Raw genomic sequence first — 15,544 nt, 5'->3', positions numbered from 1 at the left:
TTTAATTCTTCGGTCCGCCAAACTCCATCAGGTACGATTTTAAAAACTCATTCAAATCGCCATCCAGTACAGCGGCGGCGTTTGATGTTTCATGATCGGTACGCAGGTCTTTTACCAGTTTATATGGATGCAATACATAGTTTCGGATTTGTGAACCCCACTCTATTTTCTTTTTGCTGCCTTCAATGGCATTAGATGCCTCCTGGCGTTTGCGCATCTCTATCTCGTATAATTGCGATTTCAGCAAGCGGATGGCATTTTCCTTGTTCTGTAACTGCGAGCGCGATTCCTGGTTTTTTATGATAATGCCCGATGGTTTGTGGTATAAACGTACAGCGGTTTCAACCTTGTTTACGTTTTGTCCGCCGGCTCCACCCGCACGGAAGGTTTCAAATTCAATATCACCGGGGTTCACCTCAATTTCAATGGTATCATCAACCAGAGGGTAAACATACACCGAGGCAAATGAGGTATGGCGTTTTGCATTGGCATCAAACGGCGATACGCGTACTAAACGGTGCACACCATTTTCGCCCTTTAAATATCCGTAGGCAAAATCGCCTTCCAACTGTAGGGTAACAGTTTTTACACCGGCCACATCGCCCGGCTGGTAATCCTGCTCGGTAACTTTGTAGCCATTTTTTTCGCCCCACATAATGTACATACGCATCAACATACCGGCCCAATCGCAGCTTTCGGTACCACCGGCACCGGCCGTAATTTGCAATACGGCGTTAAACTGGTCTTCTTCGGCGCTTAACATGTTTTTAAATTCAAGCTCTTCAACCGCGGTAACAGCCTGCGCGTACTGTTCGTTCATTTCGGCTTCGGTAGCATCGCCACTCTGAAAAAACTCGAACAATACATTCGTATCTTCAACTACCGATACCACTTTCTGGAAAGCATCGGTCCATATTTTTTTTGTTTTGATAGATGCCAGGACTTTTTCGGCTTCCTTAGGATGGTCCCAAAAATTTGGCCCTAATGTTATGTCCTGCTCTTTTTGCATAGCATCGAGTTTGGTATCGATGTCAAAGATGCCTCCTCAGGGACGTTGTTCTGTCCCTTAAATCCTGCATGTTTTCTTTTGTCATAAGGCAAATATATAAAATTGCGAACACGGCAAATAAAAAAAGGCTCGATTGTAACAACAACCAAGCCTTTTACATAATTATATTAAACGTTTAAGCTATTCGCATTTGGTTTAGCAGTAAACCCATATCGGTAACGTTACCACTTATCTTTGACAGGATGCTGCTCAATGAAAAGTCTTTACTCCCCTCAACTTTTGACTCTTCCATCAGTTGGTGCATAACAGGTGGTATCAAGCCATCGGCAATTTTCATGGCCTCGGCCGTGCTAATGTTATAGAAGTTGTTAAGCTTGTTGGCAAATTTATTTACCGCGCTGTTTATAAGCGGGTTTTCATAAATGGCCGAAAACTGAAAATACTTTACCAGGTCTTTTAATTTGCCGCTTTCCAACTGGCCTTTCAACACCTCGATGATTGAGCTTGAAGCATCATTCATCACCGCCTCACGATATTTCTCAGGGATTACCGGGTTATTAATAACAGCTGTACCTGCGTTATTTTTTACGAGCAAAAAAAGTTTTTCGAACATGGTATAATGTATTTAAAAAACAAATTAAGAAAATGATGAAAAATAATTGGTTTTCTTACCAACACCACAAATATATTGAATGTTTATTTTCAATTTATAAAAATTATCAAATATTTGTTATTGAAATGACAATTCTATAAGTGTAAAACAAACACTATGTAGGCGATGTTTATAAGTGTATAAATAACAGTAAAATGTCCTTTTTTCATATTTAATGACCGGCTCAGTTTTAACTTGTTATTTTTACAAAAAACATCACAACTATGCTGCCAAATATTGATTTCACAAGCACCCAGGCGTACAAATATTTAACCGACCATTACATTGATATTGTATCAAAAAGCTTAAAAGAACTATTTGAATCTGATAATCAGCGGTTTGAAAAATTTTCGCTGCAGTTTGAAGATATTTTGTTGGATTATTCCAAAAACCGCATTGATGAGCAAACGCTTGCCTTGCTGCAGCAATTAGCACGCGAGTGTGGTGTAAATAAGGCAATTGAAGCCATGTATTCCGGAGAAAAGATCAATGTTACAGAAGACCGCCCGGTGCTGCACATTGCCTTGCGCAACCGAAGCAACACCCCTGTTTATGTTGATGGTAAAGATGTAATGCCTGATGTGAACCGGGTATTGGATCACATGCAGGAATTCAGCGAAGCCATTATCAGCGGCAGTTGGACCGGCTACACCGGCAAAGCTATAACCGATGTGGTAAACATAGGCATCGGCGGGTCAGATCTTGGTCCCGTTATGGTTACCGAAGCGCTAAAAGCTTACAAGAATCATTTAACCATGCACTTTGTATCAAACGTGGATGGTACACATATAGCCGAAACATTAAAAACGGTTAACCCTGAAACTACGCTGTTCCTGATCGCATCTAAAACATTTACCACGCAGGAAACTATGGGCAACGCCCACAGCGCCCGCGATTGGTTCATCGAAAACGGCGGCAAGGATGAGGATGTGGCTAAACACTTCGCGGCATTATCTACCAATACCGAAGGCGTTGAAAAATTTGGCATCGATACCAAAAATATGTTTGAGTTTTGGGATTGGGTTGGTGGCCGCTATTCGTTATGGAGCGCAATTGGCCTGTCAATCTCCCTAAGTGTTGGCTTTGATAATTTTGTGCAGTTGCTTGAAGGTGCCCATGCAATGGACAACCACTTTAAAACGGCCCCGCTTGAACAAAACCTGCCCGCTACTTTAGCCCTTGTAGGCATTTGGCACAATAACTTTTTTGAAGCCGAAACCCAGGCTATTTTACCATACGACCAATACCTGCACCGTTTTGCGGCGTACTTTCAGCAAGGCGATATGGAAAGCAATGGTAAACATGTTGACCGTAACGGAAAGGATGTTGACTACCAAACAGGCCCTGTTATTTGGGGCGAACCCGGCACAAACGGCCAGCACGCATTTTACCAATTAATTCATCAGGGAACAAAATTGATCCCCTGCGATTTTATAGCACCGGCACAATCACACAACCCGCTGGGCGAGCATCACAATATGCTGCTATCTAACTTCTTCGCCCAAACCGAAGCGTTGATGAATGGCAAAACCGAAGAGGTTGTGATTGATGAATTGAAAAAAGCAGGTAAAACCGAAGAGGAGATAAGCAAAATAGCGCCGTTTAAAGTATTTGAAGGTAACCGCCCAACAAACTCTATACTTGTTAAAAAAATAACCCCGCATACTTTAGGCAGCCTGATAGCCATGTACGAACATAAGATATTTGTACAAGGCATCATTTGGAATATTTACAGCTTTGACCAATGGGGTGTTGAGCTGGGCAAACAACTGGCCGGCAAGATCTTGCCTGAGTTGAAAGACGACAGCAAAATAACAAGTCATGATTCATCAACCAATGGGTTGATCAATCAGTATAAGGCCTGGAGGTAAGCTTCGGCTGGCTGTTTTGAGTTTGCAGCAGGCAAATTAATCTGCCATTTCGAACGAGGCACGAGGAGAAATCCTGTTCAATATACATATCGAACAGGATTTCTCCTTCATTTTGGCTATCCGTTGGCTGAAGCCAACGGCAATGAAGCAAGATTGTGCCTGATATCATTGCCTGCTATCCGTTGGCTGAAGCCAACGGCAATGAAGCAAGGTAATGAAGCAAGGCAATGAAGCAAGATAGTACCTGATATCATTGCCGTCCCATTTATGGGACGAAATAAGGAAATTTCCTATTTTAGGCTATCCGTTGGCTGAAGCTAACGGCAATGAAGCAAGGCAATGAAGTGCCTGATATCATTGCCGTCCCATTTATGGGACGGAATAAGGAAATTTCCTATCTTGGCTTTAGCCAAAACCATAAACATGTCATTTGTAAAAATCTGGGTTCATTTAGTGTTTTCAACTAAAAACAGGCAACCCTGGATGAATAAGGAATTGAGATATAAGATGCATCAGCACATTATTGAGAACTGTAAAAAGAAAGAAATATTTTTACAGGCAATTAATGGTTATACCGATCATATTCATTGTTTAATATCATTAGGAAAGGATCAAAGCATATCTAAAATAGTTCAACTTATAAAAGGTGAATCTTCTTTTTGGGTAAATAAGCAGCGTTTTTTGGATGAAACATTTGGCTGGCAGGATGATTACTTTGCTGTTTCGGTAAGTGAATCGCAGGTTGAAACGGTTATCGGTTATATCAAGAATCAGGAAAAACATCATGCTAAAAAAACATTTGCAGAAGAGGCGGATGAATTTACGAATGTGTACGGTTGGACTGTTGTTAAAGCATAATCTGTATTCGGCTAAAGCCGGGATTAGCTGTTTGGTTATCCGTTGGCTAAAGCCAACGGCAATGATTCTCTTATAACATTCCAAACCCAATCAGATTCATTGCCGTCCCTTTCAAGGGATGGAATAAGCAGTATGCAAAAGCTATCCGCTGGCTAAAGCCAACAGCAATGATTCTCTTATAACATACCAAACCCAATCAGATTCATTGCCGCCCCTTTCAAGGGACAGAATAAGGCTATCCGCTGCTAAAGCCAACGGCAATTATTCTCTTATAACATACCCAACCCAATCAGATTCATTGCCGTCCCTTTCAAGGACGAAATAAGGCTATCCGCTGCTAAAGCCAACAGATATGATTCTCTTATAACATTCCAAACCTAATCAGATTCATTGCCGTCCCTTTAAAGGACGGAATAAGCAGTATGCAAAGGCTATACGCCGGCTAAAGCCAACGGCAATGGTTCTCTTATAACATGCCAAACCCAATCAGATTCATTGCCGTCCCTTTAAAGGACGGAATAAGCAGTATGCAAAGGCTATCCGCTGGCTAAAGCCAACGGCAATGGTTCTCCTATAACATGCCAAACCCAATCAGATTCATTGCCGTCCCTTTAAAGGACGGAATAAGCAGTATGCAAAGTGGCTTTAGCCAAATTTCATCTCATAACACATCAACACCACCCCACTCTCAAACACACTTATATTAGTGGGCTGCATACCCAATTCTTCACGCAAATTTTTAAATAACGCCCTCCCCTTGTTCAAGGCCACCGGGTATACCCATAAGCGATATTCATCCACCAATCGCAGTTTACTTAATGCGGCAACCAGCTTACCGCTACCATATACCAGCAAATCTTTACCCTCCGATTTTTTCAATACAGTTATCTCTTTACCAATGTTCCGGCTAGCCAGCCGCGAGTTATGCCAGCTTACATTTTTAAGTGTTTTGGAGAACACCACCTTTTCATACCGGTTTATCATATCGGCATAATCCGCATCTTCACGGGCGCCAAACTGGCTGGTTTGCTGTGCCTGCCAATAGGGTGCTATGGCATTGTAAGTAACCCTCCCCAGCAATAGCGTATCGGCATTACTCAATTGTTGGGTTACGGCCCGGCTCAGTTCGTTATCCCAATAAGGTGTATGCCAGTCCAGCTCGCCATGCGGGCCGGCCATATACCCGTTAAGGGTTACATTCATCGATACAACTAACTTCCGCATCAAAACATTATGCAGGGTTATAGCAAAGCACGGTAATGCCGCAATTAAACTGTGTAGCCTTTACCAGTTTCAGGGCAAGCTTATCATCAAGCGCGTTGTATATGGTTTTGCCTTTGCCAATGGCAACAGGGTTCACAAATATATGATACTCGTCTATCAGGTTAGCTGCTATTAATGCCGATGCAAAGCGGGCGCCACCATAGGCCACAATATCGCCGCCTGGTTGGGCTTTTAATTTATTTATCTCTTTAACCAAATTGCCGGTGGCAAGGGTGGTATTCTCCCAGGGGCTTTTAGTAAGGGTTTTGGTGAATACTACTTTAGGGGCGTTTACCATTTTATGAGTAAAGCTGTCGGCATCAGGGGCAGTTGAGCGTTTTTCCCAAACCGGGATAAAGCCTTCGCCCAATACACGGCCAAGTATAATGGTATCTACAGGCTCTGTTATGCCTTGTAGGTATTTTTTCAATTCATCGTCCCAGTTCCAGGTCATCCAGTCCATTTCGTTATTTGGGCCGGCCACAAAACCATCAATGCTAACCTGCATCTGTAATTTTAGTTTTCTCACTATTTATTTTATTTGGCACTACAAATGTACTTGCGCTGTAAATATGCGGCACGGTGCAAAAAGGACTAATTAAGGGTTGTTTACGACTTCCATCTTCACTACATTTATTCCTGTAAACCTATAAGCATTACCTACTTATGAGACATGTATCGATCCTGATCACCAACGAAGCTGTATTAGCCAGCATTGTTGACCCGCGAATAATATTCACCGGGGTAAATGATTTTTTAGCTGCTGCTGGCAAACCGCCTGCATTTAATTTGCAGTTGGTGGGCTTACATAAAGAAGTGAAACTGCATGGCGGCTTATTTTCGGTACATACTGATGCTGTATTGAGCGATGTTAAAAAAACCGATCTTATTATTATTCCTGCCTTTGGCGGAGATATGGCGACAAGCATAAAACGCAACGAAGAATTTATACCGTGGATAGTTGACCAGTATTATAAAGGTGCCGAAGTTGCCAGCCTTTGCGTTGGCGCGTTTTTGCTGGCTGAAACCGATCTGCTAAACGGAAAGGAATGTTCTACCCATTGGCGGTTTGCAAATGAGTTTAGGGAGATGTTCCCTGACGTTACCTTAGTGGATGACCGCATTGTTACCGAGCAAAAGGGTTTGTATAGCAGCGGCGGCGCAACATCGTACTGGAACCTGCTTTTATACCTGGTTGAAAAATACGCCGGGCGCGATATGTCTATCATGGCGGCAAAGATGTTTGCTTTGGAAATAGACCGCAAGAGCCAGTCGCCATTTATTATGTTTAACGGGCAAAAAACACACGAGGATGAACCAATAAAAAAAGCGCAGGAATTTATAGAGGCCAACATCACCGAAAAGATCTCGGTAGAAGACCTGGCCATGAAGTACGCCATCGGCAAACGCCATTTTGAACGTAGGTTTAAGAAGGCTACCAATAATAGCCCGCTGGAGTATATACAGCGCGTTAAGATGGAGGCTGCAAAAAAACACCTGGAAAGCAGCCGTAAAAATGTGAACGAGGTAATGTATGATGTTGGCTATTCAGATACCAAAGCCTTCCGTACGGTGTTTAAAAAAATTACCGGATTATCCCCTGTAGAGTACAGGAATAAGTATAATAAGGAAAGTTAAACCCTATGATCGTTGTCATTCCTAACAAGATTTGAGTAAAAAGCAAAGCCCCGACAGATTGGGGCTTTGCTTTTTATTTCTTAAAAAACTTCACCTGAAAAAGCTTATTCCATTTTTTGCCGGTAACAAAAATGCGGCCGGTGGCTTTATCGTAGGCTATGCCGTTTAGTACGTCGGCTCCTGCATTACGGGTAAGGTAAAGGTCGGTCATATCTGCTTTTTGCAGCACAGCACCCGTTTTGGGGTCAATTACCAATATATCATCTGTGCCGTAAACGTTGGCATAGATCTTCCCATTAATGTATTCCAGTTCGTTCAGTTTGTTTACGGGCCCTTTATTATCGTACACATCAACATAGCCTGTTTGCTGGTAGGTATCCTTATTCAGAAACCAGATACGGTTAGTACTATCATCCATGTAAATTTTAGTACCGTCAAAGGTCATTCCCCAACCTTCAACACCAACATTATTGGTAAAGGTGTTCAGCAATTTCAGAGTAGTTTTATCGTAAACATAACCGATCTTCTCTGTCCAGGTAAGTTGTATTACTTTATCACCAACCACGGTAATACCTTCGGCAAATATTTTAGGGTCTACCGGTACCATTTTTATGACTCTCCCGGTTGTCAGATCAACCTTTCGCATGCTCGACTGGCCAGTTTCTTCAGTTAAGCGGCCGCCGTCACTTTCATATAATATTCCGTCGTGATATTCCAGCCCCTCGGTGTACGATGAGGTATCATGCGGAAAAACCTTCTCTACCTTAAAGCCCAATTCTTCAGGTGCTTTTGCAGCCAGCAGGTTTATATTAGTGGTTAATTCCTGGCTTTTACCCGCCTGGTAAACCCTGGCAGTTATAACCCTTGCACCTAAACCAAGGCTATCGGTTTTTAAGTTTACTGCCGATGAATCTTTAGATGCACCAACACGGGCCGAATCTACCAGGTACACTACCGAATCTATTTTAGCTCCTGTGGGGATATTCACTTTAAGTGCAATAGCATCGCCGCTTTTGTAGTTACTGCCTGCATCCGGGCTTATGGTAAATTCGTCGGCTGGTTTATTATTGTCTTTACATCCGTAGGCTAACAGCGCTACGATAGCGAAAAGGGCTAATCTTTTATTCATGTTAAATGGCAGAAGGCCAAAAGGCATCTTCAATATGTTTTAATGTATGGTTATTATTACGGTCGAAAAGGATAGATATTATATCAAACCTCACTTCGCCCTCATGATTCATCAAATATATGTATTCATCGGCAGCCTCAACCAATAAACGCTGTTTGCGGGCATCTACAAAATCTTCGGGTTCACCAAAGCCATTGCCGGTGCGGGTTTTTACTTCGGTGAAAATAATTACGCTGTTTTTATAGGCTATCAGGTCGACCTCGGCTTTACCGAAAACCCAGTTCTCGTCCATTATTTCGTAACCGGCGGCCTCCAGGTGGGCTTTCGCCATTGCTTCGCCTCTTCGGCCCAGGTCGTTGTGGGTTGCCATTATTTCAGTATCACCGAGCCTAAGTAATCAGATATGGTTTTCTCTACCTTTTTCATGTGCATGTACTGGTTCATCAGAATTTCCTGGTCTGCCTCGCCGGTAGTTACTTTCAGCTCGTTTCGCAATTTTTCCAATATCTTGCCCACCTTTTGTTTTTTAAGGTGGAAAATAGCCCCCAATATGGTTGCCTTCATATTGGCCTGCTCGTCTGGCACCAGTATTTTGTGCATTTCGTACCAATTCTCGCTTAGCGTATATTTCGTAGCCAGCAGGGTAACCACCAAATCAACAATGTTCTTATCCTTGTGGTGGATAAAATGCTGCTCTTCGGGCAATACGCCGTTCTCTACCTCCTGTCGATAGATCTCCATAAAATACTTACTTGTTGGCTCATCAAACTCCACATCACTTAGCTCGGCAATCATAAACGGGCCTATGTAGGTATTGGCTATGCCATCCCAATCAATCATTTTATTGCCGTAAAGGAGCAACAAGCGCACTATTTCCTTCTCCTGCGTGTCAGATTCCTTTGCAACTTTAGCTTCCGGCTCATCAAAAAACAACAGGTCTTCGGGCGAAGGTTCCGGCCGGTGGTTCTGCTGCTGCTGGTGATCCTTTTTGGCCTTAGCCTGGCGCATTTTGTTCAACTCTGTATTCAAAGAGCGTTCTTCAATTTGCAATATGCGGCTGCATTCCTGTATAAACACCGATGCCTTGATAGAATCGGGGATCTTGGCGATGCTTTCTACGATCTCCCTGATAACCTCGGCTTTTTTGATCGGGTCATTACCGGCATCTTTTAAAAGCATGTCGGTTTTATAAAGGATAAAATCCTTCTTGTTTTGATCAACGTGCGTTTTAAAGGCGTTGGTGCCAAATTTCTGCACAAACGAATCAGGGTCGTGCCCGTCGGGGAACAGCACTACCTTTACGTTCAGCCCCTCCTCTAATATCATATCCAGCCCGCGTAGCGATGCTTTTATACCCGCTGCGTCGCCATCATAAAGTATGGTGATGTTTTTAGTAAGCCTGCCTATCAGCCTGATCTGCTCTACAGTTAACGATGTACCCGATGATGCCACTACATTCTCGATACCCGCCTGGTGTACCGATATTACGTCGGCATAGCCTTCTACCAGGTAGCAGTTGTCTTCCTCACGGATGGCACGCTTGGCAAAGTAAAGGCCGTATAATACGTTCGATTTATGGTAAATTTCCGACTCGGGCGAGTTTACATACTTGGGTACGTTCTTATCAGTTTTGAGCGTACGGCCGCCAAAAGCTATCACCCTGCCGGTAAAGCTATGGATAGGGAACATTACACGGCCCCGGTAACGATCGTACAGCGAACCGTTGTCGCGTTTAACCGAAAGGCCGCTCTCTACCAAAAACTCTTCCTTATAGCCTTGCTTAACAGCCTCGCCTGTAAAGGCTTCCCATTGGTCGGGCGAGTAGCCCAGCTCAAATTTTTTGATGGTTTCGCTGTTAAAGCCGCGCTCCTTAAAATAACTGAGGCCTATGCTTTGTCCCTCATCGGTATCTAATAAACTTTCATGAAAGAATTTGGCGGCAAAGCCGGACACGATCATCAAGCTTTCGCGGTGATTTTGCTCTTCCAGGTTTTCGGTGGTGTCAACCGTTTCTTCAACCTCTATACCGTATTTTTTGGCCAGCCATTTAAGCGCTTCGGGGTAAGTGAATTTCTCCAACTCCATTAAAAAAGTAATGGCGCTGCCCCCCTTGCCCGATGAAAAATCTTTAAAAATGCCCTTGGCCGGCGAAACTGTGAACGATGGCGTACGCTCATTCACAAATGGCGATAAGCCCACGAAATTGGCCCCGCGTTTTTTTAATTGCACAAACTCGCCAATCACCTCCACAATATCTGTGGCTTCCATTATACGGTCTACGGTGGGTTTGGTGATCATATTTGTTGCTTCGCGATTGGGCGGGTACAAAAGTAAGTTTTTCGTAGCTGCCTAAATATATGAAATTCCAAATAAATGTGGCGATGTTTACTACGGCGCTACTTTAGCAGCCTTACCTTTCAAAAACGACAGCCCTATCCCTACCAATACAATAATACTCCCAATTATTTCTTTTATATGCAGAACCTCGCCAAGAAAACCGATGGCTAAGAAACCGGCTATAACAGTTTGCCCTAATAAGGCGATAGCCACTTTGGTAGGCTCCAGGTATCGCAGGGAATGATTAATGGTAAGCCAGCCAATTAACTGGCAAAGCACGCCCATACCCAAAAAACAGCCCCACGTAGCGGTATCAAAACCCAGCAAGGCATCATTACGCAGCAGGGCTACGGTTATTAACAATACAATTGCGCCCAGCATGTTGTAAAACATAAAGGTAAAAGTGTTTGTATGTTTTAAAACGCCTTTGGTTATCATGAGGTAACCTGCATAAAGCATACTTGCCGCTATAGCATAAAGTATACCTTCGTTAAATTGTAAATTGATTACGTTTTGGTAGCCTACCAGTATCACCATGCCTACAATAGCAATGATAGTGCCTGCCCAGAACATCTTCCCCGATTTTTTCTTAAAAAACAGGTAACTCATCAACCCAACCCAAACAGGGGCAAGGTTGGCCAACAGGGTTGATACCGTAGCACTGATCTTTAACAATGAGATGTTCCACATGGCAATATCAGCCCCGAAAACCATACCGCCAATAATAGTGATAATTAGTGTCCTTGGAGTTGTTTTAAGTTTGCCTTTAATAATGCAATAAGGTAGTAAGAACAGCCAGGCAATAAAAATCCTGTAAAAACCCGATGTAATGGCCGGCGAGGCGGCAAGCTTTACAAATATTGGCGAGAAAGAAATACACAGGATGCCAATAACAAGGCTTAGCTTCGGTTTCATGAAGAATTTATTGAGCTGCAAACTTAAGGATTTGTTTATATCTACCTGCAGTAACGCGCCCATGGTTTCCGGCATTCTCACTTTTTGCTACGCAAATAAAAGCCGGGAGCTGGGTTAACTAACAAAACTTTCATCTCTTGCAAAAATTTTCTTCCCATCTGTAGCACCCGCAATTTTTTTAACGTATAGTAGAAACAATACATTTAAAAACACTGATTAAAAACACGGATCATGAAAAAGTTAACATTTACCTCACTGGCGCTATTATCGTTGCTGCTTACAGCCTGCTTAAAAAACAATGATAATTGCTGCTCAACTGGTTATCAACCTTATTTTGTTGCCGAAAAGAATGGGTTGCAGGTTTATGGCGAACCGGGCAGCGCTAAGGTGGGCACCGATTCTATTTCTATAATTGGAAAAAGCCGGGATGCTGGCATCAGGATGCATATTAAATACACAGGCAAGGGTGTTTATGCCTTAACCGGCAACCAGGGAAAATACTACCAAAAAATTGGTAACGATACGGTTAGCCGTTATAACATTGGCTTAGCCAACGGAAGCTCGCTCGAGGTTACTGACGTGGATTCTGTAAACAAGGCAATTGCGGGTAAATTCACTTTAAAACTTAAGCGTACTTTCCCAACAACATCAAGCACTTACCCTGATAGCGTTAAGTACACTAAAGGCCAATTCCTCATTTACTTGCCACGCAACTAATTTTGATGCATTAATGTAGGGTTTTACTGCTTACAGGTTTAGCAAATAATTGTATTTTTGCCGCTCAAATACTTTTATATGAGCACTCGTACAAAAATTAAAGCACTGCTTGAAAGCGGTAAAACCGACATTGATGTAACTGTTAAGGGATGGGTACGCACCTTCCGTAACAATCAGTTCATCGCTTTAAATGATGGCTCGACAAATAATAACCTCCAGATAGTTGTCGATTTTGAAAACACCGACCCTGCTTTATTAAAACGTATTACCACCGGCGCGGCGCTTAGCGTTAGCGGCAGGCTGGTAGCATCGTTAGGTAAAGGCCAAAGTGTTGATGTTAAAGCAACCTCTATAGAAATACTGGGCGATAGCGACCCGGAGAAATACCCATTACAACCCAAAAAACATAGCCTTGAGTTTTTACGCGAGATAGCGCACCTGCGTTTCCGTACCAATACCTTCGGTGCTATTTTCAGGGTGCGTAACACACTGTCTTTCGCTATACACACCTTTTTCCAGGAACGCGGGTTTGTTTACCTGCACACGCCTGTTATTACAGCGAGTGATGCAGAAGGAGCGGGAGAAACCTTTCACGTTACCAACTTTGACCTGGCCAACCCGCCAAAAACAGAAACCGGCGAAATTGATTTTAAGCAGGACTTTTTTGGCCGTGCCACTAACCTTACCGTATCCGGCCAGTTAGAGGGCGAGCTGGGCGCTATGGCCCTGAGCGATATTTACACATTTGGCCCTACCTTCCGTGCCGAAAACTCGAACACTACCCGCCACCTGGCCGAGTTTTGGATGATAGAGCCCGAAATGGCTTTTTACGATCTGAAAGATAACGCCGACCTGGCCGAGGAACTTTTGAAATATGTTATCCGTTACGCGCTGGATAAAAACAAGGATGATATTGAGTTTTTAAGTCAGCGTTTGTTAGAGGAAGAGAAACAAAAACCACAGCAAGACCGCTCTGAACTTAACCTGTTAGAGAAACTGCAGTTTTGTTTGAATAACGATTTTGAGCGACTTACTTATACCGAAGCTATCGAGATACTGAAAGAATCTACCCCGAACAAAAAGAAGAAATTCCAATACCTGATTGAAGGATGGGGCACCGATCTGCAATCAGAGCACGAGCGCTACCTGGTTGAGAAACACTTTAAAAAACCGGTGATCCTGACGGATTATCCGAAAGAGATAAAATCCTTCTACATGCGCCAGAATGATGATGGTAAAACTGTTGCCGCTATGGATATCCTTTTCCCGGGCATCGGTGAAATTGTAGGTGGCTCGCAGCGGGAGGAACGTTTAGATAAGCTTGAACAACGTATGGACGAGATAGGCATCCCTAAAGATGAGCTTTGGTGGTACCTGGATACCCGCCGTTACGGAGGCTGCCCGCACGCCGGCTTTGGTTTGGGCTTTGAGCGTTTGGTACTGTTTGTTACCGGTATGGGCAACATCCGTGATGTGATCCCTTTCCCAAGGTTCCCGAAGAACGCTGAGTTTTAAACCGCAGATATATACGATTTTACAATTACGCCGATTATTTATGATCGGCGTTTTTTGTTTTATCTCCCCTCCATTTGTAATTTGCCAGTGAGATGCCAATAATAGAATTAACCACACACATCAATGCCCCTATCCAGCGTTGCTTCGATATCGCCAGGGATATAGATATCCATGTAGCCTCTACCGCCCATACCGGTGAGCGGGCTGTAGCAGGCCGCACCAGCGGCTTAATTGAACTCGGCGAAACCGTAACCTGGCGGGCAAAACATTTTGGTGTGTGGCAAAACCTCACCTCAAAAATCACTGATTTTAATTCGCCTACTTTTTTTGCAGATGAATTGGTTGAAGGTGCTTTTAAAAGCTTCCGCCATGAGCATTATTTTACCGGGGATGATAAGCAAACCGCTATGCGGGATGTGTTCGTTTTTCAATCGCCATTGGGCATATTGGGTAAACTGGCCAATTGGTTATTCCTAAAAAAATATATGACCGGGTTGTTGATTACGCGGAATAAGGTGATCAAGGAGGAGGCGGAGAAAGGCACCCCGTTGGCTGAAGCCAACGGCAATGAATTAGCAAACTTTTCAATACAAATCATTGCCGTCCCATTTTATGGGACGGATAAAGGACAATGAAAAATGGCTTTAGCCAAATTCTGTTCACCCTTCAGGGGGTTAGGGGGCTTCCCTCTTATAATCCTTATGCACAATCAAAAAGCTGGCGCGCTCTTCCTTATGGAAGGGAATATTCCAATTACCCTGGTAACTTATTTTAACGGGCAGTAACTGATCGTTAAACCTGTTCAGTTCAATATCCATCTGCACGTTAAAATCAAACAGCATATTACTGTATTTCATGTCGATATATCGCCCCAGGATCTGGAAGTTATTCATATCAAAAATGGTGGTCATTTCCTGTATCACCACATCATCCGGCGATGAACTGGGCTTACGGATAACTTTAAAACGATATACGGGGATGCTGTCCAAATACTTGCCCCTTGCAAACTCGTAGGTATAAAACTGCCGCATATCGGGCCCGAAAATTTCTGTTTTACTGCTGATAAACGGGATCCCGTTCACCTTACGGCCGGGTGTAAATACCAGTGTTTTCAGTTTGGCCCTGTAGCCTTCATTCTTCCCTTTGTTTGCCGTGCCTGTACTTTCAGATTTTACAATTCCGGAATTATAGGCATTCATGAAAATATAATCGAACATCTCTACTGTATACAATTGGTATTTGCCGTTCTTTTTAAAAACGTTGCCGCTATCGCTTTTGGCAGTATATTCTACCTTGTGCTTACTGGCCTCGTTACTATGCAGTATACGGCGGTATATTTTGCCGTTAACCTTATTCTTTTTATCATAGCTAAAAATGCGGTTCTCGGCAGTAAAAGCATACAGTTTCATATTCTGAAACGCCTTATAAAAACCGGTATCGGCCATTACTGCGTCAATAAAGTCCTGTGCGCGCAGCTTATGCGACACAATATTTACCGGCGAATCGATCACGATAGTTCGGATAGTATCAGGATTGAAGCGGGGGATTTGCTGCGAATAAGAGCTGAAAGCGGAGATCAAAAAGCAGAAAGTTATGAGTATACTTTTGTTCATACTGTACCCCATGTACTACCGTCTATA

At 43.3% G+C, this 15,544-nt stretch carries 15 protein-coding genes; 6 read left to right on the top strand and 9 right to left on the bottom strand.

Annotation, left to right across the window (positions count from 1 at the left end; all coding sequences use genetic code 11):
* Position 1 precedes the first annotated feature (1 nt).
* Both prfB and IDJ75_RS10800 read right to left on the bottom strand, forming a co-directional pair.
* Positions 2–1,094, bottom strand: a protein-coding gene (prfB, locus tag IDJ75_RS10805) for a peptide chain release factor 2 (protein WP_191175633.1) whose coding sequence is annotated in 2 segments (ribosomal slippage) — positions 2–1,033 and positions 1,035–1,094 — 1,092 coding nt in all. Because the reading frame shifts where the segments join, the coding sequence is not laid out codon by codon here.
* Between the two features lie 90 nt (positions 1,095–1,184).
* Complete coding sequence (locus IDJ75_RS10800) at positions 1,185–1,622, bottom strand: hypothetical protein (RefSeq protein WP_191175632.1); 438 nt, start codon at positions 1,620–1,622, stop codon at positions 1,185–1,187.
* A gap of 263 nt (positions 1,623–1,885) precedes the next feature.
* Here IDJ75_RS10800 and pgi point away from each other — a divergent pair, with 263 nt between their 5' ends.
* Positions 1,886–3,532: a glucose-6-phosphate isomerase gene (gene pgi / locus IDJ75_RS10795; RefSeq protein WP_224746562.1), complete on the top strand. Its 1,647-nt coding sequence runs from the start codon at positions 1,886–1,888 to the stop codon at positions 3,530–3,532.
* Positions 3,533–3,955: 423 nt separating this feature from the next.
* On the top strand, positions 3,956–4,390 hold the full coding sequence (tnpA, locus tag IDJ75_RS10790; protein WP_191175631.1) for an IS200/IS605 family transposase: 435 nt from the start codon (positions 3,956–3,958) through the stop codon (positions 4,388–4,390).
* Between the two features lie 645 nt (positions 4,391–5,035).
* Here tnpA and IDJ75_RS10785 read toward each other — a convergent pair.
* Positions 5,036–5,614: a dihydrofolate reductase family protein gene (locus IDJ75_RS10785; RefSeq protein ID WP_191175630.1), complete on the bottom strand. Its 579-nt coding sequence runs from the start codon at positions 5,612–5,614 to the stop codon at positions 5,036–5,038.
* Positions 5,615–5,621: 7 nt separating this feature from the next.
* On the bottom strand, positions 5,622–6,182 hold the full coding sequence (locus IDJ75_RS10780; RefSeq protein WP_191175629.1) for a dihydrofolate reductase family protein: 561 nt from the start codon (positions 6,180–6,182) through the stop codon (positions 5,622–5,624).
* 137 nt (positions 6,183–6,319) lie between these two features.
* Between IDJ75_RS10780 and IDJ75_RS10775 the strand changes: the two genes are divergently transcribed.
* Positions 6,320–7,291: a GlxA family transcriptional regulator gene (locus tag IDJ75_RS10775; RefSeq protein WP_191175628.1), complete on the top strand. Its 972-nt coding sequence runs from the start codon at positions 6,320–6,322 to the stop codon at positions 7,289–7,291.
* Between the two features lie 73 nt (positions 7,292–7,364).
* On the opposite strand, the gene IDJ75_RS10770 is transcribed toward IDJ75_RS10775, so the two are convergent.
* From IDJ75_RS10770 to IDJ75_RS10755, 4 genes are all read right to left on the bottom strand, one after another.
* Positions 7,365–8,420 (bottom strand): glutaminyl-peptide cyclotransferase, encoded by a 1,056-nt coding sequence (locus IDJ75_RS10770; RefSeq protein WP_224746560.1) that lies wholly within the window; start codon positions 8,418–8,420, stop codon positions 7,365–7,367.
* A gap of 1 nt (position 8,421) precedes the next feature.
* Positions 8,422–8,790, bottom strand: a complete 369-nt coding sequence (locus IDJ75_RS10765) for a YraN family protein (protein ID WP_191175626.1) — start codon at positions 8,788–8,790, stop codon at positions 8,422–8,424.
* On the bottom strand, positions 8,790–10,718 hold the full coding sequence (dnaG, locus tag IDJ75_RS10760; RefSeq protein WP_191175625.1) for a DNA primase: 1,929 nt from the start codon (positions 10,716–10,718) through the stop codon (positions 8,790–8,792). The genes IDJ75_RS10765 and dnaG overlap by 1 nt, the downstream gene beginning before the upstream one ends.
* 90 nt (positions 10,719–10,808) lie before the next feature.
* Positions 10,809–11,747: a DMT family transporter gene (locus tag IDJ75_RS10755; RefSeq protein WP_191175624.1), complete on the bottom strand. Its 939-nt coding sequence runs from the start codon at positions 11,745–11,747 to the stop codon at positions 10,809–10,811.
* A gap of 156 nt (positions 11,748–11,903) precedes the next feature.
* On the opposite strand from IDJ75_RS10755, the gene IDJ75_RS10750 reads away from it, so the two are divergent.
* From IDJ75_RS10750 to IDJ75_RS10740, 3 genes are all read left to right on the top strand, one after another.
* The gene (locus IDJ75_RS10750) at positions 11,904–12,389 is read left to right on the top strand and encodes a hypothetical protein (protein ID WP_191175623.1); all 486 of its coding nucleotides are present in this window, start codon (positions 11,904–11,906) and stop codon (positions 12,387–12,389) included.
* A 78-nt stretch (positions 12,390–12,467) separates the two neighbouring features.
* The gene (gene asnS / locus IDJ75_RS10745; protein ID WP_191175622.1) at positions 12,468–13,904 is read left to right on the top strand and encodes an asparagine--tRNA ligase; all 1,437 of its coding nucleotides are present in this window, start codon (positions 12,468–12,470) and stop codon (positions 13,902–13,904) included.
* Between the two features lie 92 nt (positions 13,905–13,996).
* Positions 13,997–14,539 (top strand): SRPBCC family protein, encoded by a 543-nt coding sequence (locus tag IDJ75_RS10740; RefSeq protein WP_224746559.1) that lies wholly within the window; start codon positions 13,997–13,999, stop codon positions 14,537–14,539.
* 39 nt (positions 14,540–14,578) lie between these two features.
* Here IDJ75_RS10740 and IDJ75_RS10735 read toward each other — a convergent pair whose 3' ends face one another.
* The gene (locus IDJ75_RS10735) at positions 14,579–15,517 is read right to left on the bottom strand and encodes a hypothetical protein (RefSeq protein ID WP_191175621.1); all 939 of its coding nucleotides are present in this window, start codon (positions 15,515–15,517) and stop codon (positions 14,579–14,581) included.
* Between the last annotated feature and the right edge of the window lie 27 nt (positions 15,518–15,544).

The organism is Mucilaginibacter rigui (assembly GCF_014773275.1).
Lineage (GTDB): Bacteria > Bacteroidota > Bacteroidia > Sphingobacteriales > Sphingobacteriaceae > Mucilaginibacter > Mucilaginibacter rigui_A.
Note: the sequence above shows the minus strand (reverse complement) of the source record. Positions and strands in the feature narration are given on the sequence as shown.